This is a genomic window from Aquabacterium sp. G14, assembly GCF_037482285.1.
In the GTDB taxonomy this organism is placed as follows: Bacteria; Pseudomonadota; Gammaproteobacteria; order Burkholderiales; family Burkholderiaceae_C; genus Aquabacterium.
The window spans coordinates 119,567-144,486 of the sequence record NZ_JBBEYB010000007.1 but is presented as its reverse complement, the minus strand read 5'-3'; the positions used below and the strand labels follow the sequence as shown (position 1 = coordinate 144,486).

Sequence of the window (24,920 nt, the reverse complement as noted above, 5' to 3'; positions counted from 1 at the left end):
ATCCAGCATCAGCCGGTTCAGGTTGAATGGGAAGAAGGAGCCTCGGTGAACAATCAATGGTTCTCGAAGATTGCAGTCTGGTTGGTGGTGGCACTGGTGTTGTTCACCGTGTTCAAGCAGTTCGACCGCGTCAGCGCGGGCGGCAGTCAGATCGCCTATTCGGATTTCCTGGAGGAGGTTCGAGCCAAACGCATCAAGAGCGTGGTGCTGCAAGAGAGTGGCACTGGCGCCACGGAGATCATTGCCATCACCACCGATGACAAGCGCCTGCGCAGCACGGCCACCTACCTTGACCGCGGTCTGGTGGGCGACTTGCTGGCCAGTGGCGTCAAGTTTGATGTGAAGGCCCGTGAAGAGCCCTCTCTGATCATGAGCCTGCTGGTGTCGTGGGGCCCGATGCTCCTGCTGATTGGCGTGTGGGTGTATTTCATGCGCCAGATGCAAGGCGGTGGTGGCAAGGGCGGGGCGTTCAGCTTCGGCAAGAGCCGCGCCCGCATGCTCGATGAGAGCAACAACACCGTGACCTTCGCCGACGTCGCCGGTTGCGACGAGGCCAAGGAAGAAGTGAAGGAGTTGGTGGATTTCCTGCGCGACCCGCAGAAGTTCCAGAAGCTGGGTGGCCGCATACCGCGTGGTGTGCTGCTGGTCGGCCCCCCGGGTACCGGTAAGACGCTGCTGGCCAAGTCCATCGCCGGCGAAGCCAAGGTGCCGTTCTTCACCATCTCCGGTTCTGACTTCGTGGAGATGTTCGTTGGCGTGGGCGCATCTCGCGTGCGCGACATGTTCGAGCAGGCCAAGAAGAACGCCCCTTGCATCATCTTCATCGACGAAATCGATGCGGTCGGTCGTCACCGTGGCGCTGGCCTGGGCGGTGGCAACGACGAACGTGAGCAGACTCTCAACCAGATGCTGGTCGAGATGGACGGCTTCGACACCAACGCCGGCGTGATCGTGGTGGCAGCCACCAACCGCCCGGACATCCTGGACCCGGCTCTGCTGCGCCCTGGTCGTTTCGACCGTCAGGTGTATGTGACCCTGCCGGACGTGCGTGGTCGTGAACAGATCCTGAACGTGCACGTGCGCAAGGTGCCGGTCGGCCAGGACGTGCGTGCTGACATCCTGGCACGTGGCACCCCGGGCTTCTCGGGTGCGGACTTGGCCAACCTGGTCAACGAAGCAGCCTTGTTTGCCGCTCGCCGCAATGGTCGCGTGGTGGAGATGCAGGACTTCGAGAAGGCCAAGGACAAGATCATGATGGGCCCCGAGCGCAAGTCCATGATCATGCCCGAGGAGGAGCGTCGCAACACCGCGTACCATGAAGCCGGTCACGCCCTGGTGGCGCGCCTGCTGCCCAAGACCGATCCGGTGCACAAGGTCACCATCATCCCCCGCGGCCGCGCGCTGGGTGTGACCATGCAGTTGCCTGAAGGTGACCGTTACAGCATGGACAAGAACCGCATGCTGGACACCATCTCGGTGCTGTTCGGTGGCCGCATCGCCGAAGAGGTCTTCATGAACCAGATGACGACCGGCGCGAGCAACGACTTCGAGCGTGCCACCGCCATCGCCCGCGACATGGTGACCCGCTACGGCATGACCGACGAACTCGGCCCGGTGGTGTACGCCGAGAACGAGGGCGAGGTCTTCCTGGGCCGCTCGATCACCAAGACCACGCACATGTCTGAAGAGACGATGCAGAAGGTCGACAAGCAGATCCGCAAGATCATCGACGAGCAGTACGCTCTGGCGCGCAAGCTCATCGAGGACAACAAGGACAAGATGCACGCAATGGCCAAGGCCTTGCTGGAGTGGGAGACCATCGATTCGGATCAGATCGACGAGATCATGGCCGGTAAGGAGCCCAGCCCACCCAAGGACTGGACACCTTCGGTCAACCGCTCTGGCGGCAGCGATCCGAAACCTCCGGTCAAGCCAGACGGCGCACCGGCAGCAGTCTGACCAGCGCGCACTTCATTCATCAACGGGGCTTCGGCCCCGTTGTGTATTTCAGCTCTCCCTCTCGCATCATGTTCACTTGGCACACCACCCGATTTCAGATTGACCTGAGCCGTCCGCAGGTCATGGGCATTGTCAACGTCACTCCGGATTCGTTTTCGGACGGTGGCCAACATGCCGATACCCGGAAGGCCCTTGCTCATTGCGAGCAGTTGATCAAAGACGGGGTGGACATTCTGGATCTGGGGGGCGAGTCGACCCGTCCCGGGGCGCCTACCCTCACGGTCGAGGAGGAATGGTCCCGGCTGGAAGGCGTGATCCGCGGCGCCTTGTCTTTGGGTGTGCCGCTGTCGGTGGACACCTGTAAGTCTGAGGTCATGCGTCGTGCGCTGGACTTGGGCGTGGACATCATCAACGACATCCGGGGGCTGGAGGATGTCGGTGCAGTAGAGGTGGTGGCAAACCACGGTTCCTGCGGCGTCTGCTTGATGCACATGCAGGGCGATCCCGCCACGATGCAGTTGCGCCCCAGCTACCCTGATGTGGTGACCGAGGTCAAGGCTTATCTGGCGCAAAGGGTGGCTGTGGTGCGGGAGGCAGGCGTGGATCCAGCTCGCATCACGCTGGATCCTGGCATTGGTTTTGGTAAAACGCCCGAGCACAACTTCCAGCTCTTGCGCGAGCAGGCTGCCTTGCTGGAATTGGGTTATCCCTTGCTCGTTGGCTGGTCACGCAAGTCCAGTTTGGGGGCCTTGACGGGACGTCCCGTTGGCCAGCGACTGGCGGCCAGTTTGAGTGCGGCCCTGGCAGGGGTGCAGCGCGGCGCACACATCGTGCGCGTTCACGACGTGGCTGAGACGGTGGACGCGCTGAAAGTGTGGAAGGCTGCGGGGCTGCTGGATGGGGTGGTTTGACGGGTATTCCCGGGTATGATTTCTGGCTCAACAGTCAGCAGGGTTGCATTCATTCATGTCACGCCAATATTTCGGAACCGATGGCATCCGTGGCACGGTCGGTCAAGCGCCGATCACGCCTGATTTCGTGCTGCGTCTGGGGCACGCAGTGGGTCAGGTCTTGCGTCGAACCGAGTCCCGTCCTACGGTATTGATCGGCAAGGACACGCGCATTTCGGGTTATATGTTGGAGTCTGCGCTGGAGGCCGGTTTCGCTTCCGCAGGGGTGGATGTCTTGCTGACCGGTCCCTTGCCGACCCCTGGCGTGGCTTATCTGACGCGTGCCCTGCGTCAGAGCCTGGGGGTGGTGATCAGTGCGTCCCACAATCCTTTCCAGGACAACGGCATCAAGTTCTTCTCCGCCAATGGCGAGAAGCTGCCTGATGACTGGGAGAAGGATGTGGAGTCGGCGCTGACGCAGGCGCCTCAATGGGTGGATTCGCAAGGTTTGGGGCGTGCGCGCCGCCTTGAGGATGCACGAGGGCGATACATCGAGTTCTGCAAGGCGAGCTTCGATTCCAATCTCTCCCTGAAGGGCCTGAAGTTGGTGGTGGATGGGGCCCATGGCGCGGCCTATCAGATCGCGCCTGCTGTTTTGCATGAGTTGGGGGCCGAGGTGATCTCCATCGGATGTGCGCCCGACGGCTTGAACATCAATGATGGGGTCGGCGCCACCCATCCCGAGGCTCTGGTTGCTGCGGTCGCTGCGCATGGGGCCCACTATGGCATTGCGCTGGACGGCGACGCAGACCGGTTGCAGCTGGTGGATGCCCAAGGGCGTCTCTACAACGGCGATGAGTTGCTTTACGTGTTGGTGGCAGACCGTCTTGCGCAGGGTGAAAAGGTTCCTGGTGCGGTGGGGACGCTCATGACCAATATGGCTGTCGAGCTGGCTCTGCAGCAGCGTGGTGTCGATTTTGTCCGCGCGAAGGTGGGCGACCGATATGTGCTGGAGGAGTTGATCAACCGTGGCTGGCAGTTGGGCGGAGAAGGTTCAGGACACCTTCTGGCGCTTGACCGACATACGACAGGCGATGGCATGGTGAGTGCCCTTCAGGTGTTGCAGGCCGTGGTGCGCAGTGGGCGCAGCCTTGCGCAGTGGCTGGAAGGCGTGACATTGTTTCCCCAGCGCTTGATCAATGTCAGGCTCCAAGCGGGACAGGATTGGCGACAGAACGCTCGACTGGCGACCGTACAGCAGGATGTGGACGGGATGCTGTCAGGGCAGGGGCGTGTGCTCATCCGTCCGTCGGGCACCGAACCTTTGTTGCGTGTGATGGTGGAGGCGCGCGAGCAGGCGCTTGCTGATCGTTGCGCCCAGATGTTGGCGGACGCCGTGGTGGGCTGACGAGCACGCTGTTCACAACAAGCCGGCCTCATGGAGCAGCCGGCTTTTTTGTGTCTGGACGGGCGCCGGATGGCGCATGACAATGTGGCGTCTGAAATATGACAAATCGCCCAGCTGCCTGGGCGATGGCGGCCTGCGGCGCTTTGTGACAACGCCGCCTTTTCTGTCACAGACACGTCATATTGCCTGCTTAAAGTTGCCACTGTCGAAATTCAACTGTCTCAAGACAGGAAAGGCGTACACATGAGCTTCAAACTGATTCGCACTGCCGCTGCTGTGGCACTGACCGTGGCTTCTTTTGGCGTGATGGCCAATGACGTGACTGGCGCTGGCGCCAGCTTCCCCGCCCCCGTCTATGCCAAGTGGGCCGCTGCCTACAACACGGCTACCGGCGTGCGCATCAACTACCAGTCGGTGGGTTCGGGTGCTGGCATTCGTCAGATCAAGGCCAAGACCGTGGACTTCGGCGCATCTGACATGCCCCTGACGGACGAAGAGCTGGCCAAGGAAGGCCTGATGCAGTTCCCCACCGTGATCGGTGGCGTGGTGCCGGTGGTCAACATCCAGGGTGTGAAGCCCGGTGAACTGAAGCTGACCGGCGAAGTGCTGGGCAACATCTACCTGGGCAAGATCGCCAAGTGGAACGACCCCGCCATCGTCGCGCTGAACCCCGGCGTCAAGCTGCCGGACGCTGCCATCGCACCGGTGCGCCGTGCTGACGGCTCGGGCACGACCTTCGTGTTCACCAACTACCTGTCCAAGGTCAACGCCGAGTGGAAGCAAACCGTCGGCGAAGGTGCTGCCGTGAAGTGGCCCACCGGTGCCGGTGGCAAGGGCAACGAAGGCGTGTCGGCTTTCGTGGGTCGCCTGCCTAACTCGATTGGTTACGTCGAATACGCCTACGCGAAGACCAACAAGCTGGCTCACGTTGCGATGAAGAACGTGTCGGGCGCCTTCGTGCAGCCGGATGATTCGGCGTTCAAGGCTTCGGCCGCCGGTGCTGACTGGAACAAGTCGTTCTACCAGGTGCTGACCAACCAGCCTGGCAAGGATGCCTGGCCGATGAGCAGCGCCACCTTCATCCTGATGCACAAGTCGGCTGATAAGCCCCAGCAAGCTGGCGGCGCCCTGAAGTTCTTCGACTGGGCTTACAACGCCGGTGACAAGACTGCTGCCGAGCTGGACTACGTGCCGCTGCCCGCTTCGGTGAAGGACATCGTGCGCAAGTCGTGGGCTCAGATCAAGGACGCCTCCGGCAAGCCGGTTTCTTATAAGTAAATCACTGCACATGCAGTTCTGGCCGGTCACCTGGGATGGGGTGATCGGCCTCTTGTCGTACGTCGCTCACCCATGCCGATTGATTCTCTCTACGGAGGCCGTCGATGACTGCCATTCTTCCTGCTGACAGACTTCCTGGCGCCCCGGCCTTCCAGAGAGCCAAGCGTGAACCCATGACCACTCCTCCTCAACGCCGTATCAGCGCGCCCTGGGCCGATGCCTTGTTCGCCAATCTGGCCCGATTGGCTGCCTTGATCACCCTGTCCCTGCTGTTGGGCATCATGGTGTCCTTGATCATTGGCGCCTGGCCGGCCATCAAGGAATATGGACTGAGCTTCCTGTGGCGCTCTGACTGGGATCCGGTGCAGGATTCCTACGGCGGCCTGGTGATGATCTACGGCACCTTGATGACTTCGTTCATCGCCTTGCTGATTGCGGTGCCTGTGAGCTTCGGCATCGCGATGTTCCTGACCGAACTCTCGCCCAACTGGCTCAAGCGCCCGCTGGGCATCGCGGTGGAGTTGCTGGCGGCTGTGCCTTCCATCGTGTACGGCATGTGGGGCCTGCTGGTGTTTGGCCCGATTCTCGCCACCTACGTGCAGCAGCCGCTGCAGTCGTGGACGGATGGCATTCCTTATCTGGGCGCGTTTTTCTCCGGCCCACCTGTTGGCATCGGCATTTTGTCGGCCGGCATCATCCTGGCCATCATGATCATCCCCTTCATCGCTTCGGTGATGCGAGACGTGTTCGAGGTGACGCCGCCGCTGCTCAAGGAGTCAGCCTACGGCCTGGGTTCGACCACCTGGGAGGTGGTCTCCAAGGTGGTGCTGCCCTACACCAAGACCGGTGTGGTGGGCGGCATCATGCTGGGGCTGGGCCGTGCCCTGGGTGAAACGATGGCTGTGACCTTCGTGATCGGGAACATGAACCAGCTGGATTCGCTGTCTTTGTTCGAAGCGGCCAACAGCATCACCTCGGCGCTGGCCAACGAGTTTGCCGAAGCCAACGAAGGCCTGCACCAGGCTTCGCTGATCTATCTGGGATTGGTCCTGTTCTTCATCACCTTCGTGGTGCTGGCGTTCTCGCGGATTTTGCTGTCCCGTCTCAAGCGTAACGAAGGAGCTGCAGCATGAGTGCAGAGATGAAAGCCTTGCGCATGCAGCGCTACAAGTCACGCAAGATGGTGAACTTGCTGGCCTTGACGTTGTCCTTGGCGGCCATGGCCTTTGGTCTGGTCTGGCTGATATGGATCCTGGCCGAAACGATTCGCCTGGGTGTCGGCGGCCTCAGCTGGAGCATCCTGACCGAAATGACCCCGGCCCCAGGCGACGAAGGCGGCTTGGCCAATGCCATCATGGGTTCGCTGCTGATGGTGGGGCTGGCCACCTTGATCGGCACGCCGGTGGGGGTCATGTCGGGCATCTATCTGGCCGAATACGGTCAGCGGGGTGCCCTGGGCAGCATCACCCGTTTCATCAACGACATCCTGCTGTCGGCACCGTCGATCGTGGTGGGCTTGTTCATCTATTCGGTGGTCGTAACCCGCATGCAATCGTTCTCGGCTTGGGCCGGTGTGCTGGCCCTGGCGCTGATCGTGGTGCCGGTGGTGATCCGCACCACCGAGAACATGCTGACGCTGGTGCCGCAGGCCCTGCGTGAAGCCGCCTACGCCTTGGGCACGCCGAAGTGGCGCGTCATTTTGACGATCACCTTGAAGTCGGCCCGCGCCGGTGTGGTGACCGGGGTGTTGCTGGCGGTGGCGCGCATTGCCGGTGAAACGGCACCGCTGTTGTTCACCGCGCTGTCCAACCAGTTCTGGTCGGCCGACATGTCGGCACCGATGGCCAGCCTGCCGGTGACGATCTTCAAGTTTGCGATGAGCCCGTACGAGAACTGGCAGAAACTGGCGTGGGCAGGCGTGTTCCTGATCACCCTGGGTGTGCTGGCCCTCAACATCATCGCCCGCGTCCTTTTCCGTCAGCGCTGATGCGCCTGGCCCCCTGATTTGATGGAGTTCCAGACCATGGATACCAAGGTAAACACTGCACAGACGGAGCGCATCAAGCTGGCCGTCAACAACCTGAACTTTTACTACGGCAAGTTCCACGCCCTCAAGAACATCAACCTGACCTTGCCTGAAAACAAGGTGACGGCCTTCATCGGCCCCTCGGGTTGTGGCAAGTCCACGCTGCTGCGCACCTTCAACCGCATGTTCGAGTTGTACCCGGAGCAGCGCGCCGAGGGCGAGATCCTGCTCGACGGGGAGAACATCCTCAAGAGCAAGGAAGACGTGGCCCTGATCCGTGCCCGCGTGGGCATGGTGTTCCAGAAGCCGACACCGTTCCCGATGTCGATTTACGAGAACATCGCCTATGGCGTGCGTCTCTTCGAGAACCTGTCGCGCACCGAGATGGACGAGCGCGTGGAGTGGGCCCTGAAGAAGGCCGCGCTCTGGAACGAAGTCAAGGACAAACTCAACCAGAGCGGCTCGGGCCTGTCGGGTGGTCAGCAGCAGCGTCTGTGCATTGCCCGTGGCATTGCGATCAAGCCCGAGGTGCTGCTGCTCGACGAGCCTTGCTCGGCGCTGGACCCGATTTCGACCGGCAAGATCGAAGAGCTGATCCATGAGCTCAAGAACGACTACACCGTGCTGATCGTGACCCACAACATGCAGCAGGCTGCTCGTTGCTCGGACTACACCGCCTACATGTATCTGGGCGAGCTGATCGAGGTGGGGCCGACCACCGACATCTTCATGAAGCCCAAGCGCAATGAGACCGAGGATTACATCACTGGCCGTTTCGGCTGATGACGCAGCCCCAGCACCCACAACAACCAACATTGAAGGAGTTGCCTCATGACCGACAAGCACATGTCCAGCCAGTTCGATTCGGAGCTGGGCAGCATTTCCACCCGCGTTCTGGAGATGGGCGGCCTGGTGGAGTCGCAGGTGGCGCAGGCCGTTGCCGCGTTGACTTCGTTCAACGGTGAGGAAGCCACACGCGTGTTGACCCAGGAAACACTGGTCAACCAGATGGAAGTCAACATCGATGCCGACCTGTCCACCATCATTGCGCGCCGCCAGCCCACCGCTCGTGATCTGCGTCTGCTGATCGCCATTTCCAAGACCATTGGTAATTTGGAGCGCGTGGGTGACGAGGCCGCACGCGTGGCCCGCACCGTCCAGCGCCTGATCAATACCGGCGTGTCCACACGCCTGCGCTTGCCGGTTGGGGATCTGCAGTTTGCGGCCGAGTTGGCCACCGCCTCTCTGCGCCGCGCCCTGGATGCTTTCGCACGCCTGGACACCCAGACCGCCATCGAGGTCATCCGCGCCGACAACGAGATCGACTCCGAGTTCGATGGCCTGATGCGCAAGTTGATCACCTACATGATGGAAGATCCGCGCACGATTTCGGCCTCGATCGACCTGGTCTTTGTGGCCAAGGCCATCGAGCGCGTGGGGGACCATGCCAAGAATCTGGCTGAGCAGGTCATCTACATCGTCAAGGGTACCGACGTGCGGCACAACACGCCCGAGGCGGTTGAGTCCATCATCAAGTAAGTGTGATTCAGGAGCTGCCCATGAGCCGTGTGCTGGTGGTTGAAGACGAAATGGCGATCGCAGAGTTGATCGCCTTGAACCTGCGTCATGCCGGATTCGAGGTGACGGTGGTCGACAACGGGGAGGATGCCCAGACGCAGATCGACAAGGTCATGCCTGACCTGGTCTTGCTCGACTGGATGTTGCCGGGCCAATCGGGCCTGACGCTGGCCAAGCGTTGGCGCGGGGCCACGCGCACCCGTGACATCCCCATCATCATGCTGACGGCACGAGCCGAGGAGGCCGATAAGGTGGCTGGGCTCGACGCCGGTGCAGACGACTACCTGACCAAACCGTTCTCACCGCATGAACTGATGGCGCGGGTGCGTGCGGTCTTGCGCCGCAAGGCACCCCAGGCTCTGGACTCTGCCGTGGAGATTGCCGGACTGCGCCTGGATCCTTCCACCCGCCGTGTTTCACGGGGCGAGCAGGAGGTCAAGATCGGACCCACGGAGTTCAAGCTTCTGCATTTCTTCATGACACACCCTGAGCGTGTGCACAGTCGTGCGCAGTTGCTCGACCGTGTGTGGGGGGACCATGTGTTCATCGAAGAGCGCACGGTGGATGTGCATGTCAAGCGCTTGCGCGAAGCCCTGGCGCCCGTGCAGCGCTCACAGTTGATCGAAACGGTGCGGGGGGCGGGTTACCGACTCACCCAGCAGTTGACCGAGGCTGCGGCCTGATCTGACTCAAGGCGAGCGGTGGACTCTAACCAATCGTGGTTGCTGGCCCGGATCACCTCGCGTGTGGGGTATGCCAGCGTCGGCACATTTGGAGGCTGGTTGCTGGGGACGTACACCGCGTACCCTGTGACCTTGGCACTGACAGGCTGCGCGTCAGCCTTGATCATTCAATCAGCAATCGACACCTGGCGTGGTCAGACCCTCCTTGACTGGTTGCGCACGCCCGATACCGAGCCGCCGCCCATTTCCAGCATCTGGGGCGAGATTGGCTACCGCGTGCAGCGTTTACTCCAGTCGCGCGAGCAGGCCATTGAGAATGAACGGGCGCGGTTGGCGGACTTTCTGTCGGCCATCGAGGTGTCGCCCAACGGTGTGATGCTCCTCGATGCCGCTGAGCACATCACGTGGATCAGCGCCAGCGCTGCCAATCATTTTGGGCTGGATCCACAGCGTGATTTGCAGCAACGGGTGACGAATCTGATTCGTCAGCCTGCGTTTGTGCAGTACCTCAGTGCTGGTGACTACCGTGAGGGCGTCAAATGCCCGATGGCAAGTGGTGCTCACAACTGGCTGCAGATTCATGTGAAAGAGTATGGCGATGGGCTCAAGCTGATCCTGTCTCAGGACATCACCGAGCGTGAGCGTGCTGACCGCATGCGTCGTGACTTTGTGGCCAACGTCTCACACGAAATTCGAACCCCGTTGACCGTGCTGAGCGGTTTCATTGAAACGATGGGCTCCCTGCCGCTGACCGAGGTGGAGCGGCAGCGTGTCATTGGCTTGATGTCGCAGCAGGCGGAGCGCATGCAAACGCTGGTTTCCGACCTCTTGACGCTGGCGCAGATCGAGGGGAGTCCGCGCCCCGCGCCGGATCGCTGGTTGAACGTGGACGACCTCATGCAGCGCATCGACAACGATGTGCGGGGCTTGTCTCGCGGGCGTCATCCCGTGACAGTGAGCATGAATGTGGACGGCAAGTCATGCGAGATCGCGGCAGTAGAGAGCGAATGGCTGAGTGCCATGGGTAATCTCGTGTCCAATGCCGTGCGCTACACGCCGGATGGGCAACCCATCGATGTTCTTTGGCGTGTGCTGCCTGACGGGCGTGCAGAGTTCAGCGTCAAGGATGGGGGCGTGGGCATTGCTCCTGAGCACTTGCCACGATTGTCAGAGCGCTTTTACCGTGCGGACAGCAGTCGCTCTCGCAATACCGGTGGTACCGGCTTGGGTCTCTCGATTGTCAAGCACGTGGTGCAGCGTCACGGCGGTGAGCTGAAGGTCACGAGCGAGGTGGGCAAAGGCTCGACTTTCACACTTGTGCTGCCTGCTGTCCGGGTGCGTCTCAAGTGACGCGCCTTGTGCGCAGCGGTTGCTGCCCTTGACCTCAACGCCGGTAAATGGCGATTTGCTCAGAGTTGCGAGTGCGCTGATTGTGGCGCACCAACAAAGTCCAACCCTCAATGTCAGGCGCCTTCGCCCGCCCGGGGAGTTGTACGACCAGTGCCTCGCAGTGGTCTGAACCATCACCCGTCGTGGACGCTCTGCCATCCACGCGGTACTGACCGAAATACTCCATTCCGGTCAACAAGGCCACAGAGGCCTTGGGCGCACACACCAGGGTATGAGCGGGCACATCGGCCTGCATGCGCTCGATCAGGAAACGGTAACTGCGAGCCTGGTCCAGGATGGGCAGCCACAGTGTCATGAACAGCAGCCAGCACAAGGCCACGCCCCCCGCGGGCAGCACCAGACTCTTCCACAGCGCATGCGATACCCGGGCGGTACGCCAGCGCACCAATCCCAGCCAGAGCACCGTTCCGATGACGGCAGCCACCAAAGCCAGCCAAGAGAAATCGGCTTGGGTACCGGGCACGAGTTTGGTGATTCGCTCAGCCGTACGGGCAGGGGCGCCCGTGTGCAGCGCCACATAACCCAGCCAGATCAGGCTGGCAAAAATGGTGAAGAAAAAGACCGAAAACCAGTCAAGGGCAGAGCCCAGGCTACGCTGCAAAATCGGCAGCGCAAATGCAGCGAGCACCGCCAGAGAAGGCAAGACGGCCAACAGAGCACGTTCGTTGGCACTCATGGCCAGAGAGGCAAGCAGCCCGACCAATGCGGTGAACAGCGGCACGGCAATGTGCCGGTGCGTGATCTGCCTGCGCCAGTGCCAGATGGTGAGTGCTGCCAAAGGTAGCGTTGGCCAGGTGAACCAGACCAGCAGGCGCAGCACCTCGCCGGGGCCATCAGGCCAAGCCAGGCGCCACGACCAGCCGGGCAGGTTCATGGCCGACAAGGCCGTGGCCAGCACCAGCGCGAACACGGTGGATGCTGCGACCCAGCGCAGATGCTGACGCATCACGTCTTGTCGGGACAGCAGGCAGATGGCGCCACCGACAAGACCCAGCATCACAGCGACAGCAGGGCTCCCGCTGGCCGCCATCACGGGCAGGCTCAGCAAGGCAGCCCAGCGGGCCTTGACGGGATGAACTTGGGCTACTGCCAGGCTGAACAGGAAGAGGGTGCTGCCCGTCAGTTGCAGTAACTCTGGGGTGGTCTCATGACCCAGTTGCAGCAGGCCGAGTGAGGCGATGAGTGCGAGCAAGCCGCCGTCTGCCACAGCGCGGGCGTAGTCTGCCGGTGCAGCTTCTCCACCAAAGGCGAGGGGCAGGGGCTGGGCTGCATCCGTGCGGGCGAGATGGTAAGTGGTGTACCAAGTCAAGGCCAGCACGGCTGCCAGCAGCATGGCGAAGGGCAGGCGGGCTGCCACAGCGGGGTCAACCCAGGGGCTCAGCAGGTTGATGAACGCCGCACCCAGCCAGTAGGGCAACACGCCGCCCGAGGTGGGCAGCACGCCGCCCACATTGGGATGCAGCCATGATGCTTGCCCCAGGGCCAGACTCCACATGTGCCCGAAGGAGGCGATGTCTTCGTTCTTCCAGGGGTCGCGCCCGAACAGGCCGGGGATGACGTAGGCCGCGCAAAACAGCAGCAATGCCCAGCGCGGCAGGCGCTGAACTGCCTTCTGGGTGACCAGGGCAGGGGAGACGCGGGATTCCTGAAGGCGAGCGTTCATGCGAGGTGGCGACAAGCAGAGCAGAAATGAAAAAGGGCAGCCGGAGCCACCCTTTTGAGTATCGCGGAAACGGGCGCTGTGTGTGCAGACCCGTGGACCGGATTACTTGCGGAACTGCGCAAACTTGTTGCGGAACTTCTCGACGCGGCCACCCAGGGTGTCCACGCTCTTTTGCTGGCCCGTGTAGAAAGCGTGCGATTCGGAAGAGGTTTCCAGCTTGAACAGGGGCAGTTCACGGCCGTCGTCCAGCTTGATGCTTTCCTTGGTAGGAGCGCAGGAACGGGTGATGAACTGGAAGCCGTTGGACTGGTCAACGAACACGACTTCGCGGTAGTTGGGGTGAATACCTTGCTTAGGCATATGAAAACCTCTTGCTGTTTGCATCATCGGTAGCCACCAAGCCCCATGCCTGGCACTTTCCGACAGCCGGAAAACCCGCAATTATAGCGGGTTTCGGGGTGGATTAGCCACCACGCCTCATCATGTCGAAGAAGTCGTGGTTGTTCTTGGTGGAGCGCATCTTGTCGAGCACGAATTCCATCGCCTCGATCTCGTCCATCGGGTAAAGCAGTTTGCGCAGAATCCAGCTCTTTTGCAGGATTTCGGCCTTGAGCAGCAACTCTTCGCGGCGCGTGCCCGACTTGTTGATCAGGATGGAAGGGTAGACGCGCTTTTCGGCCATGCGACGGTCCAGGTGGATTTCGCAGTTGCCGGTGCCCTTGAACTCTTCGTAGATCACTTCGTCCATGCGGCTGCCGGTATCCACCAGCGCGGTGCCGATGATGGTGAGCGAGCCACCTTCTTCGATGTTGCGGGCCGCGCCGAAGAAGCGTTTGGGGCGTTGCAGGGCGTTAGAGTCCACGCCGCCCGAAAGCACCTTGCCCGATGAGGGCAGGACGTTGTTGTAGGCGCGGGCCAGACGGGTGATCGAGTCCAGCAGGATGACCACGTCTTTCTTGAGTTCGACCAGGCGCTTGGCGCGCTCGATCACCATTTCGGCGACCTGAACGTGGCGCTGGGCCGGCTCGTCGAAGGTGGAGCTGATGACCTCGCCGCGCACGGTGCGCTGCATCTCGGTCACTTCTTCCGGGCGCTCGTCCACCAGCAGCACGATCAGGTGCACGTCGGGGTGATTGGCGACCAGAGCATGGGCCAGGTTCTTCATCAGCACCGTCTTGCCGCTCTTGGGCGGGGCGACGATCAGGGCGCGTTGGCCTTTGCCGATGGGGGCGATCAGGTCGATGATGCGGCTGCTGACGTTGTCGTCGCTGCGCAGGCCGTCGCTTTCAAGCTTGAACTGTTGGTCGGGGAACAGCGGCGTGAGGTTCTCGAACATCAGCTTGTTCTTGTTGACCTCAGGCGACAAACCGTTGACGCGGTCGACCTTGACCAGGGCAAAGTAGCGCTCGCCATCCTTGGGCACGCGCACTTCGCCTTCGATCAAATCGCCGGTGTGCAGGTTGAAGCGGCGCACCTGACTGGGCGACAGGTAGATGTCGTCGGTGCTGGCCAGAAAACTGGTGTCGAGGGCGCGCAGAAAGCCGAAGCCGTCGGGAAGCACTTCGAGGACGCCGTCGCCGAAGACCTGCTCTCCAGCCTTGGCGCGCTTCTTCATGATGGCAAACATCAACTCTTGCTTGCGCATGCGAGAGACGTTTTCAATTTCAAGAGCCTCTGCCATCTCGACCAGCTTGGAGATGTGCAGTGCCTTCAGTTCTGACAGATGCATGTGGGGGTACCCTGAACGAAACCCGCAGGCACATCAACGTTGCAGCAACGTTCGGCCGAGCAGGTGAGAAACGCGTGGGTGAACAGATAGATTGAGGCGAACGCCTCGGTTCGCTCGGGTAGAGGACTCAGGTCGGTGAGGGTGTCTCACTCGACGGGTTCTGTACCCAGACTGACGGCCAGGCGACCGTGCAGATAAACGAACACCGACTGTGTTGAAGCAGTCGGTGTTCGCATTATAGGGAGGAAATCAGCCCGGCTATCACAGGTTGCCGTCAATGAAGGCGGTCAGCTGGGCTTTGGACAGGGCTCCGACCTTGGTGGCAGCCAATTGACCATCCTTGAAGATCATCAGCGTGGGGATGCCGCGGATGCCGAACTTGGCGGGCACGTCGCGGTTCTGGTCGACGTTCATCTTGGCCACGCTCAGACGGCCGTTGTAGTCCTTGGCGATTTCGTCGAGGATGGGGGCGATCATCTTGCAGGGGCCGCACCATTCGGCCCAGTAGTCCACCAGCACGGGCTGGCTCGATTGCAGCACGTCTGCGTCGAAGGATGCGTCGGAAATGTGTTTGATCAGGTCGCTGCTCATGAAACTGTCCTTGTGGGTGCAAGGAAAGGAGCGATCGTTTGATGTAATGTCGCTCATTTCCACTTATGTGAAGATTTTGACACAGAAGAGATCGGTATCAGGGTCTGACCTGAGAGACCTTGTTGATGGCGTCCATAGCCGAAATCTGTTGCGTCGGAGGCGCACGCATCGCTGGAAATGCGCCGGTTCTCACCCCTAGGCTACAGTATTGGCTGGTCTGAATATGTCGTGAAATGGAGGGGCTGCGGTCTTTCTGGCCCGGCTACTCTCTTGTTTCCAGTGCGCACTTCATGACGCAAGCCTCGTCCACATCGCCTACCACGCCACGCTATTTCGGGCGATTCGAATTGCGCCAGCAATTGGGTCGCTCCAGTGCGTCGCAGTTGTGGTTGGTGCTGGACAGCCATTTGAAGCATGAGGTCGCCCTGTGTGTGCCGCGTGTGCAGCCGTTGAACGATGCTGAGCGCGACGTCTGGATGCAGGATGTGCAACTCGGGGCGCGACTGAAGCACCCGCATCTGGCTCAGGTGCTGGAGGTGGGTGTTCACGAGGGATGGCCTTTTGTCATTCTGGAGTGGGGCGATCTGGTGACCTTGGGCGCACGCCTGTCTGAGGGAACGCCGTTGACGCCACCCGAGGCTGCGGCCATCGTGGTAGATGTGCTGGATGGCTTGGCTTATGCGCACGAGGCTGGTCTGGTGCATCAGGACATCGGCTTGCACAGTGTGTTGCTGGAACGATCTGGACGTGCTCGACTTGCCGCATTGGCTGTGGGCCTGCGAGCGATGCCTCCTGGTGAGCCGCGGCGACCCAGGCTGGATCTGTTCAGCTTGCGTCAGGCATGTGAGCGCGACGTGTTGATGGTTGGCTTGCTGTTGCACCGTTTGCTGGCGAACCAGCCCGCCCTGGATGAGCCTGATCTGGGCAATGCGGTGACGCGTGTTGGCACAGAAATCGTGCGTTTGCCTTGGAGCACGCCGCACACCGTACCGGATCCGCTGCGTGCGATCGCCAACCGGGCCACGGATCGCCAGCAGCGCCAGCGTTACCTCAATGCGCGCACGCTCTTGAGTGCCCTGCAGCGGTGGATCAAGACGCACACCGAGGATGCCGGCGGGCCTCTGGTGTTGTTGCTGGATCGACTCAACACAGTGGGTGCCTTGCCTGGTCGGCCTGGTACCGAGCGGGCGCTGGTGTCGGCCTTGTCGGTCGAAACCTTGCGCGTCGATGATCTGGTCGAGGTGGTGTTGAAGAACCCCGCAATGGCCTGGGAAATGTTGCGTTCGGTCAACACCGCATCGTTCCAGAGCCCGGGCGATGGCGACGGCGTGACCACCTTGTCGAGGGCCCTGGTGATGTTGGGGCAGGAGGGGATTCGACGGGTTGCTTCGAGCATTCGTGCCTGGCCTGGGGCCTTGGCTGCGCAGGTCAGTTTGAATGCCGACGAGGGGGCCACTGCTGTGGCGGTGCTGGCCGGTGAGTTGCGTCGGCACTGTATTGCCGGGCATGTGGCCCGCTTGATGGCACCTTTTTCCATTCAGGATGAGGAAGCCGCCTTGGCTGCGATGGCGCAGTCACTGGGGCCGGCTTTGATCGCCTACCATTTTCCGGAAGAGGCCGCACAGATCATGCGGCTGATGCAGGAGTTGCCCGCCACCGAGCCTGAAGGCCGACCCACGCCCGGCATGCAGCCAGATGCTGCCGTGAGTGCAGTGTTGGGGGTTGAAATGGATGAGTTGACGGCTGCCGTGTTGCGTCACTGGGGGCTGCATGAGCGCCTACTGTCGGCGGCGCGGCCCTTGAGTCGAAGCAATCCGGTGCGTAAGCCCGTCACCCGAGAGGAAACCTTGCGCACGGTGGCAAGCCTGGCCAATGAGCTGGCTGCGTCGGTGCTGCTGGAACTGGAGAAACAGCCTTCGGCCGTGCACCAGGTGTACACACGCTATGCGCGTGCGCTGGAGTTGACCCCGAAAGAGTGTATCCAGAACCTGGAGTTGGCCACCCGCCTGGTGGACGGCGGGCGGCGGGCGGAAGTGGTCAGCCCAACTTGAGGGCCTGAGCGCAGGCCTTGACCAATTCAGGCCCCTCGTAGATGAGGCCGGTGTAGATCTGGACGAGGTCGGCGCCAGCATCGCGTTTCGAGCGGGCATCGGCGGCGCTCATGATGCCGCCCACCCCGATGATGGGGTAGCGCGGGCCCAAAGCGGCACGCAGTTGGCGGATCACCTGGTTGCTGGCTTCCAGCACAGGTGCACCGCTGAGGCCACCGGTTTCTTCGGCGTGGGGCAGGCCCTTGACGGCTTCGCGCGAGATGGTGGTGTTGGTGGCGATGACACCGTCGATCTCGTTCTTTTGCAGCGTGGCGGCAATGACGCCCACCTGGGTTTCGTCCAGGTCCGGTGCGATCTTGACGAACATGGGCACGGTGCGGCCATGGCGCTTGATCAGGTCCTGACGGCGTTCCTGCAACTGCGCGAGCAGGGCGTCGAGGGCTTCGTCGCTTTGCAGGGCGCGCAGGTTCTTGGTGTTGGGCGAGGAGATGTTGACCGTGACGTAGTCGGCGTGTGGGTACACGCCTTCCAGGCAGATCAGGTAGTCGTCAACCGCGTTTTCAATGGGCGTGACGGCGTTCTTGCCGATGTTCAGGCCCAGGATGCCGCCATTCTGGCGAAAGCGCGCGCGCTTGACGTTGGCGAGGAAGGCGTCCAGGCCTTCGTTGTTGAAGCCCAGGCGGTTGATGAGGGCGTTGGCCTCGGGCAGGCGGAACATGCGGGGCTTGGGGTTGCCCGGCTGCGCCTTGGGGGTCACGGTGCCTACTTCCACAAAGCCGAACCCCATGGCGCCCAGGCCGTCGATGACGCGGCCGTTCTTGTCCAGGCCTGCAGCCATGCCCACCCGGTTGGGGAAGGTGATGCCGGCGATTTCAACGGGGTCGTTGACCCGTTCGGCACCCCACAGGCAGGCCAGCGGGGTGTTCTGGAAACGGGCGAGACCGGCCATGGTCAGCTCGTGCGCGGCCTCCGGGTCCATCTTGAACAACACGGATTTCGGCAGGGAGTAGGGAAGTAAGGCCATGAGGTGGCAGAAACGGCACACGTGTGAAACAAGCCGCTATTGTCCCCGATCTCGGGGAGGTGGCCGTCGACGGTCTTTCGTGTGGGGCAAGGCGGGGAGGCGACAGTGTCGGTATGGCAAACTGCGCCCCTTGTAGCTGGGTTGGGCGTGACGGTGATCACGTGCATGGCCCCACCCGCGTGAGCGTTTCTGAACGAGGCCGAGCTTGGACAAGATCCTGATGCAACTGGCGGCGGAACTGAATGTTCGCCCCGCGCAAGTCAACGCTGCCGTGCAACTGCTGGATGGCGGTGCGACGGTGCCTTTCATTGCCCGTTATCGCAAGGAGGCCACCGATGGCCTCGATGACACCCAACTGCGTGACCTGGAAGCCCGTTTGGGCTACTTGCGTGAGCTGGAAGACCGCCGTGCCGCGGTGCTCAAAAGCATCGAAGAGCAGGGCAAGCTGACGCCCGAGTTGCGTGCGGCGATTGAAGCGGTGCCGACCAAGCAGGAACTGGAAGACCTGTACCTGCCTTACAAGCCCAAGCGCCGCACCAAGGGCATGATTGCCCGCGAGGCGGGTATTGAGCCACTGGCCGACAAGCTGTTTGCCGACCCGACGCTGGACCCGCAGGCCGAGGCCGCTGCGTTCGTCAACGCCGATGCGGGCTTTGCCGACACGTTTGCGGTGCTGGACGGCGTGCGCGACATCCTGTCGGAGCGCTGGGCCGAAGACGCCACGCTGATTGGCAAGATGCGCGACTGGTTGTGGTCGGAAGGGCTGTTCCAGTCGAAGCTGATGGCGGGCAAAGACGAGAACAACCCGGACGTGGCCAAGTTCCGCGATTATTTTGACTACGACGAGCCGATTCGCACCGTGCCTTCGCACCGCGCGTTGGCCGTGTTCCGCGGCCGTACGCAAGAGATCCTGGATGCCAAGCTGGTGCTGGACGAGGAAGTGGTGCCCGGCAAGCCTTCGCTGGCCGAGGGGCGCATTGCCGTCCATCTGGGCTGGAGCCACAGCAAGCGTCCCAGCGACGACCTGATCCGCAAGTGCATTGCGTGGACGTGGAAGGTGAAGCTGTCGCTGAGCCTGGAGCGTGACCTGTTTGCGCGCCTGCGCGAGGCAGCAGAAGCCACCGCCATCAAGGTGTTTGCCGAGAACCTGCGCGACCTGTTGCTGGCCGCGCCGGCTGGCAAGCGCGTGGTGATGGGGTTGGACCCCGGCATCCGCACCGGAGTGAAGGTGGCGGTGGTGAGCGACACCGGCAAGGTGCTGGACACCTCGACCGTGTACCCGCATGAGCCGCGCAAGGACTGGGAAGGCTCGATCCACACGCTGGCGCGTTTGTGCGCTGCCAATGGCGTCAACCTGATTGCCATTGGCAATGGCACCGCCAGCCGTGAAACGGACAAGCTGGCCGCTGACCTCATCAAGCGCATCCAGCAACTGGCGCCGGGCACGCACATCGAAAAGGTGGTGGTGTCGGAGGCTGGCGCATCGGTATATTCGGCGTCCGAGTTTGCGTCGAAAGAATTGCCGGATCTGGACGTGAGCCTGCGTGGCGCGGTGTCGATTGCCCGTCGTCTGCAAGACCCGCTGGCCGAACTGGTGAAGATCGACCCCAAGAGCATTGGCGTGGGCCAGTACCAGCACGACGTCAACCAGAGCGAACTGGCGCGCACGCTGGACGCGGTGGTGGAAGACTGCGTGAACTCGGTGGGCGTGGACCTGAACACCGCGTCGGCACCTTTGCTGGCTCAGGTGTCGGGTTTGAGCACGGCGGTGGCCAACAGCATCGTGCGCTGGCGCGATGCCAACGGGGCCTTCCGCAACCGCAAGCAGTTGATGGACGTGGCCGGGCTGGGGGCCAAGACCTTCGAGCAGGCGGCCGGCTTCTTGCGGATTCGCGATGGCGACAACCCGCTGGACGTGACCGGGGTGCACCCGGAGACCTATCCGGTGGTGGAGAAGATGCTGGCGACGACCGGCAAGCCCATTGGCGAGCTGATGGGCAAGAGCGATGTGCTGCGCAGCCTCAAGCCGGAGCTGTTTGCCGACGACAAGTTCGGTGTCATCACGGTGAAGGACATTTTGGGTGAGCTGGAGAAGCCCGGCCGTGACCCGCGCCCGGACTTCAAGGTGGCCCGCTTCAACGATGACGTGGAAGACATCAAGGACCTGAAGGAAGGCATGGTGTTGGAAGGCACGGTCAGCAACGTGGCGCAGTTTGGCGCCTTCGTTGACCTGGGCGTGCACCAGGACGGCCTGGTCCACGTGAGCCAGTTGTCGAACAAGTTCGTCACCGATGCGCGTGAGGTCGTCAAGACCGGCGACATCGTGAAGGTGAAGGTGCTGGAGGTCGATCTGTCGCGCCAGCGGATTTCGCTGACGATGAAGCTGGATGCGGCGACGGGGCCGAAGGCCGCAGGAGCCGGGCGTGACAGCGGCTTCCGTCCGGCGGCGCGCAACGAGCGCGTGCAGGGTGGCGGTCGCGGGGCGGGCGCTGCTGGCGGGGCGGCGCAAGGGCAGTCGGCCATGGCTGCGGCTTTTGCCAAGTTACAAACCAAGCGCTGAGGAGCCATGGACCCATGGCGGCACGACGAGGCTGCAATGGGTCGACGGTGAAACGACAAACGCCCGGTGGAATCCGGGCGTTTTGCTGTGTGCGCTTGTCTAAGTGATGGGCTGAGGTTGTGCGAGCCGCTCAGTCCTTGAAGCGCAGCAGTCGCAGGCCGTTGAAGACCACGATCAGGCTGGCGCCCATGTCGGCAAAGACGGCCATCCACAAGGTGGCGTGACCCGTCAGCGCCAGGCCAAAGAAGACCAGCTTGATGCCCAGCGCCAGCGCGATGTTCTGCTTCAGCACGGCCGAGGTGCGGTGGCTGAGGCGCACGAAGGTGGCGATCTTGCGTGGGTCGTCGTCCATGATGGCGACGTCGGCGGCCTCGAGGGCCGTGGCGGTGCCGGCGGCGCCCATGGCCAGGCCGATGTGGGCGCGCGCCAGGGCGGGGCCGTCGTTGACGCCGTCGCCCACCATGCAGACGTGGCCGTGTTCGAGGATGAGGTCTTCGATGGCCTTCAGCTTGTCATCGGGGAGCAGGTTGCCGCGTGCATCGTCGATGCCGGCCTGCTGGGCCATGTGGCGGGCGGCCAGGGCGTTGTCGCCGCTGAGCATGACGGGGTGAATGCCCAGCGCCTTGAGTTGGCTGATCGCATCGGTCGATTCCGGTCGCAGTGTGTCGGAGACGGCCAGCAAGGCCTGCGGGCCGGCGCGGTTGATGAGGATGAGGGCGGTCTGGCCGGTTTGCTCAATCTCGGCCAGTTGGGCCTCCAGCGCGGGGGAGCACAAGCCGAGGTCTTCGAGCAGACGGTGGTTGCCCAGGTGCCAGGTTTGCTGGTCTATGTCACCCCGCACACCTTGGCCGTGCAGGCTGTGGAAGGCGGTGACCTCGGACAAGGGAGCCTGGCCAGCGGCGCGAGCTTCCCAGCCCTGCACCACGGCTTGTGCCACCGGATGGGCGCTGTGGTGATCGAGGGTGGCGGCGAGGCGCAGGGCCTCGGTGTCGGTCAGGGCGCCCAGGGAGTGCACCAAGGTCAAGGCTGGCTTGCCGTGTGTCAAGGTGCCGGTCTTGTCCAGTGCGATGGCCTTGAGCAGACGGCCGCCTTCGAGGTGCGCGCCGCCTTTGACCAGGATGCCGCGTCGGGCGGCTGCGGCCAGGCCGCTGACCACGGTGACCGGGGTGGACACCACCAGTGCGCAGGGGCAGGCAATGACCAGCATCACCAGGGCCTGGTAGACCCAGTGCAGCCAGCCTTGCGTGGTGAGCAAGGGGCCGAGCACGGCGGTGGCCAGGGCCAGCAGCACGACGATGGGGGTGTAGTAGCGCGCGAACTGATCGACAAAGCGCTGCATGGGGGCGCGTTGCGATTGCGCTTCCTGGATGGCGCGTGCCACGCGGGCCAGGGTGCTGTCGCTGGCGGCGGCCGTCACCAGGGCTTCGAGCACGCCGTTGGTGACGATGGTGCCGGCGTAGAGGGTGTCGCCTTCTTGCTTTTCGACGGGCAGGCTCTCACCCGTGATCGGGGCTTCGTTGAGCGCCGCCTGCCCCTGTGTGACGCGGGCGTCGAGCGGCACGCGCTCGCCAGCGCGCACACGGATGCGGGCGCCGGTGCGCACCTGTTCTACCGGTTGGCTGACCCAGTTGCTGCCGAGCCAGACCTGAGCTGTGTCGGGTGCGAGGGCGGACAGAGACTGGATGGCGTGACGGGCCCGTTCCAGCGACAAGGCCTCGATGGCCTCGGCCAGGGCGAAGAGGAAGACCACCATCGCGGCTTCCGACCAGCGACCGATGATCAGGGCGCCGCCGACCGCCAGCGTCATCAGGAAGTAGATGTTGAGCGTGAAGTGGCGCAGCGCGATCCAGCCCTTCTTCAGGGTGGGCAGGCCGCTGGTGAGGATGGCGACCACGGCCAGCACGGCGCCAAGGGGGTGATGCTCGTTGCCAGTGATCCAGGCGGTGGCTTCGGCTGCGACGGCGGCCACCCCGGAGACGGCCAGCCACAGGCGCGCCCGCATGGGCAGGGCAGGGGGCAAGGCCGTCGGGCGTTGGCCGGCTTCGATCAGGTGAGGGCCCATGCCGATGGCGATCAGCGCTTCCTCGACCGGGTGCAGGTCGTTCAGTCGGTGATAGATCGTGAGCTCACGCCCGATGAGGTTGAAGTCCAGCCGCACGATGCCCGGCATGGGCTCAAGCTTGTTGCGGATCAGGCGTTCTTCGGTGGGGCAGTCCATCTGCTCGATGCGGTAGCGCACTCGGGCGGCATCGGGCGGGGCTTCTTGAGAGCTAGGGGAGACAAGCTGCGCGGCCTGGGTGGCAGGACCGCAGCAGCTGTCAGTGTGCCCGTGGTCGTCACCGTGATCGGTGGGCGAAGAGGGGGCACAACATGGCGCTTGTGGCGCAATGTGAATGGGGATGATGGCGCGCTTTGGAGGCGTCTGAGGCGACTGCTGGCTCATGCCTCATTCTGGCACGCAGGCATCACCCCTGATGGCACTGATGTCAGGCGGGGCCTGTCAGCGCATGCTGCCGGTCTTCTGAAAGCGCGTGTGCCAGGCAAAGGCTTCTTCCAGCAGGTGCGGCGTGTGGCCGCCGCGCTGGGTGGCGGCCTTGAAGTAGTCCTGCAGCATGCCGCGGTAGCTCGGGTCCACGCAGTTCGTGATGATGACGGCGGCGCGTTCGCGCGGCGCCAGACCACGCAGGTCGGCCAGGCCGTGCTCGGTCACGATCACGTCCACATCGTGCTCGGTGTGGTCCACGTGGGTGACCATGGGCACGATGGACGAGATGGCGCCATGCTTGGCCATCGACTTGGTCACGAAGACCGACAGGTGGGCGTTGCGGGCAAAGTCGCCCGAACCACCGATGCCGTTCATCATGTGCGTGCCGTTGACGTGCGTGGAGTTGATGTTGCCGTAGATGTCGCACTCCAGCGCCGTGTTGATGGCGATCAGGCCCAGGCGGCGGATGACCTCGGGGTGGTTGGACACCTCTTGCGGACGCAGCACCAGACGCGACTTGTAGTTCTGGATGTTGCCCAGCACGCGCTCGTAGGTCGGCTTGGTCAGAGTGATGGACGAGGCCGAGGCGAAGCTCAGGCGGCCGCTGTCCAGCAGCTCGATGGCGCTGTCTTGTAGGACCTCGGAGTACATCTTGAGGTCGTGGAAGGGCGAGTCGATCAGGCCTGTCAGCACGGCGTTCGAGATGGTGCCAATGCCCGATTGCAGCGGTTGCAGCGAAGCCGACAGGCGGCCCATCTTCACTTCGTGGCGCAGGAACTGGTCCAAGTGGCCGGCGATGGCGTTGGTTTCCTCATCGGGCGGCAGGATGTTGGACGGGCTGTCGTCCTTCTCCGTGATGACGATGGCGGCGATCTTGGCCGGGTCGATGGGGATGAAGGGCACGCCGATGCGCTGTTCGGGATTGATCAGCGGGATGGGCTGGCGGTACGGACGGTAGGTGGGGATGAAGATGTCGTGCAGGCCTTCGAGCTCGACCGGCATCTTCAGGTTGATTTCAATGATGACCTTCTTGGCCAGGATGGCGAAGCTGGCGGAGTTGCCCACCGAGGTGGTCGGCACGATGGCGCCGGTTTCGGTGATAGACGAGGCTTCGATGACTGCAATGTCCACGGGGGCCAGCTGGCCCGAGCGCAGCTGCTCGACGGTTTCGGACAAGTGCTGGTCGAGGAACATCACCTCGCCGTTGTTGATCTTCTTGCGCAGCGTGGCGTCCACCTGGAAGGGCAGGCGGCGCGAGATGGCGTTGGCCTCGGCCAGGATCTTGTCGGTGTCGTTGCCCAGCGAGGCGCCCGTCATCAGGGTGATCTGCAGGTGCTCCTGGCGGGAGCGGTCGGCTAGCGCCAGCGGCACGGCCTTGCAGTCGCCGGCGCGGGTGAACCCGCTCATGCCCACGGTCATGCCGTTTTCGAACAGGGTGGCGGCGTCGTGCGCGGACATGATCTTGTCGCGCAGGCGAGCCAGACGGATGCGGTCTTCGTACATGGTGTCTCCAGTGGGGCGTACACGCCGATGCCTTGCCGGCGTGCAATATGGAAATCAGTATAAAAACGGACATATAGTCGCG

At 62.6% G+C, this 24,920-nt stretch carries 19 protein-coding genes; 12 read left to right on the top strand and 7 right to left on the bottom strand.

Features of this window, described 5'->3' with window-relative positions; translation table 11 throughout:
• Positions 1 to 45: 45 nt before the first annotated feature.
• The 10 genes from ftsH to phoR all read left to right on the top strand — a co-directional run bounded on the left by ftsH (position 46) and on the right by phoR (position 11,172).
• On the top strand, positions 46 to 1,959 hold the full coding sequence (ftsH, locus tag WIT60_RS09725) for an ATP-dependent zinc metalloprotease FtsH (RefSeq protein WP_339583738.1): 1,914 nt from the start codon (positions 46 to 48) through the stop codon (positions 1,957 to 1,959).
• Positions 1,960 to 2,027: 68 nt separating this feature from the next.
• The gene (folP, locus tag WIT60_RS09720; protein ID WP_339583737.1) at positions 2,028 to 2,870 is read left to right on the top strand and encodes a dihydropteroate synthase; all 843 of its coding nucleotides are present in this window, start codon (positions 2,028 to 2,030) and stop codon (positions 2,868 to 2,870) included.
• Positions 2,871 to 2,925: 55 nt separating this feature from the next.
• Positions 2,926 to 4,257: a phosphoglucosamine mutase gene (gene glmM / locus WIT60_RS09715; RefSeq protein ID WP_339583736.1), complete on the top strand. Its 1,332-nt coding sequence runs from the start codon at positions 2,926 to 2,928 to the stop codon at positions 4,255 to 4,257.
• Positions 4,258 to 4,500: 243 nt separating this feature from the next.
• Entirely contained in the window at positions 4,501 to 5,535 is a 1,035-nt protein-coding gene (gene pstS, locus WIT60_RS09710; RefSeq protein WP_339583735.1) for a phosphate ABC transporter substrate-binding protein PstS, read from the top strand.
• 173 nt (positions 5,536 to 5,708) lie between these two features.
• Entirely contained in the window at positions 5,709 to 6,668 is a 960-nt protein-coding gene (pstC, locus tag WIT60_RS09705; protein ID WP_339583734.1) for a phosphate ABC transporter permease PstC, read from the top strand.
• Positions 6,665 to 7,522, top strand: coding sequence for a phosphate ABC transporter permease PstA (gene pstA / locus WIT60_RS09700; RefSeq protein WP_339583733.1), 858 nt, complete (start codon positions 6,665 to 6,667; stop codon positions 7,520 to 7,522). Before pstC ends, pstA begins: the two co-directional genes overlap by 4 nt.
• Before the next feature lie 36 nt (positions 7,523 to 7,558).
• Positions 7,559 to 8,344 (top strand): phosphate ABC transporter ATP-binding protein PstB, encoded by a 786-nt coding sequence (pstB, locus tag WIT60_RS09695; RefSeq protein WP_339583732.1) that lies wholly within the window; start codon positions 7,559 to 7,561, stop codon positions 8,342 to 8,344.
• Positions 8,345 to 8,392: 48 nt separating this feature from the next.
• Positions 8,393 to 9,100, top strand: a complete 708-nt coding sequence (gene phoU / locus WIT60_RS09690; protein ID WP_339583731.1) for a phosphate signaling complex protein PhoU — start codon at positions 8,393 to 8,395, stop codon at positions 9,098 to 9,100.
• A 20-nt stretch (positions 9,101 to 9,120) separates the two neighbouring features.
• On the top strand, positions 9,121 to 9,822 hold the full coding sequence (gene phoB, locus WIT60_RS09685) for a phosphate regulon transcriptional regulator PhoB (RefSeq protein WP_339583730.1): 702 nt from the start codon (positions 9,121 to 9,123) through the stop codon (positions 9,820 to 9,822).
• A gap of 18 nt (positions 9,823 to 9,840) precedes the next feature.
• The gene (phoR, locus tag WIT60_RS09680; RefSeq protein ID WP_339583729.1) at positions 9,841 to 11,172 is read left to right on the top strand and encodes a phosphate regulon sensor histidine kinase PhoR; all 1,332 of its coding nucleotides are present in this window, start codon (positions 9,841 to 9,843) and stop codon (positions 11,170 to 11,172) included.
• A gap of 34 nt (positions 11,173 to 11,206) precedes the next feature.
• Here phoR and WIT60_RS09675 read toward each other — a convergent pair whose 3' ends face one another.
• From WIT60_RS09675 to trxA, 4 genes are all read right to left on the bottom strand, one after another.
• A complete protein-coding gene (locus tag WIT60_RS09675) occupies positions 11,207 to 12,895 on the bottom strand; it encodes an ArnT family glycosyltransferase (RefSeq protein ID WP_339583728.1) in 1,689 nt (562 codons plus the stop codon).
• Positions 12,896 to 12,997: 102 nt separating this feature from the next.
• Positions 12,998 to 13,255 (bottom strand): type B 50S ribosomal protein L31, encoded by a 258-nt coding sequence (locus WIT60_RS09670; RefSeq protein ID WP_339583727.1) that lies wholly within the window; start codon positions 13,253 to 13,255, stop codon positions 12,998 to 13,000.
• A gap of 103 nt (positions 13,256 to 13,358) precedes the next feature.
• Positions 13,359 to 14,624: a transcription termination factor Rho gene (gene rho / locus WIT60_RS09665; RefSeq protein ID WP_339583726.1), complete on the bottom strand. Its 1,266-nt coding sequence runs from the start codon at positions 14,622 to 14,624 to the stop codon at positions 13,359 to 13,361.
• A 261-nt stretch (positions 14,625 to 14,885) separates the two neighbouring features.
• Positions 14,886 to 15,215, bottom strand: a complete 330-nt coding sequence (gene trxA, locus WIT60_RS09660) for a thioredoxin TrxA (protein WP_339583725.1) — start codon at positions 15,213 to 15,215, stop codon at positions 14,886 to 14,888.
• Between the two features lie 290 nt (positions 15,216 to 15,505).
• Here trxA and WIT60_RS09655 point away from each other — a divergent pair, with 290 nt between their 5' ends.
• A complete protein-coding gene (locus WIT60_RS09655) occupies positions 15,506 to 17,266 on the top strand; it encodes an HDOD domain-containing protein (RefSeq protein ID WP_339583724.1) in 1,761 nt (586 codons plus the stop codon).
• Here WIT60_RS09655 and WIT60_RS09650 read toward each other — a convergent pair.
• Positions 17,253 to 18,290 (bottom strand): quinone-dependent dihydroorotate dehydrogenase, encoded by a 1,038-nt coding sequence (locus WIT60_RS09650; RefSeq protein WP_339583723.1) that lies wholly within the window; start codon positions 18,288 to 18,290, stop codon positions 17,253 to 17,255. The genes WIT60_RS09655 and WIT60_RS09650 overlap by 14 nt on opposite strands.
• Before the next feature lie 205 nt (positions 18,291 to 18,495).
• Here WIT60_RS09650 and WIT60_RS09645 point away from each other — a divergent pair, with 205 nt between their 5' ends.
• Entirely contained in the window at positions 18,496 to 20,850 is a 2,355-nt protein-coding gene (locus WIT60_RS09645; RefSeq protein WP_339583722.1) for a Tex family protein, read from the top strand.
• A 130-nt stretch (positions 20,851 to 20,980) separates the two neighbouring features.
• Here WIT60_RS09645 and WIT60_RS09640 read toward each other — a convergent pair whose 3' ends face one another.
• Complete coding sequence (locus tag WIT60_RS09640; protein ID WP_339583721.1) at positions 20,981 to 23,293, bottom strand: heavy metal translocating P-type ATPase; 2,313 nt, start codon at positions 23,291 to 23,293, stop codon at positions 20,981 to 20,983.
• A gap of 57 nt (positions 23,294 to 23,350) precedes the next feature.
• Complete coding sequence (gene scpC, locus WIT60_RS09635) at positions 23,351 to 24,838, bottom strand: succinyl-CoA:acetate CoA-transferase ScpC (RefSeq protein WP_339583720.1); 1,488 nt, start codon at positions 24,836 to 24,838, stop codon at positions 23,351 to 23,353.
• Positions 24,839 to 24,920 lie beyond the last annotated feature (82 nt).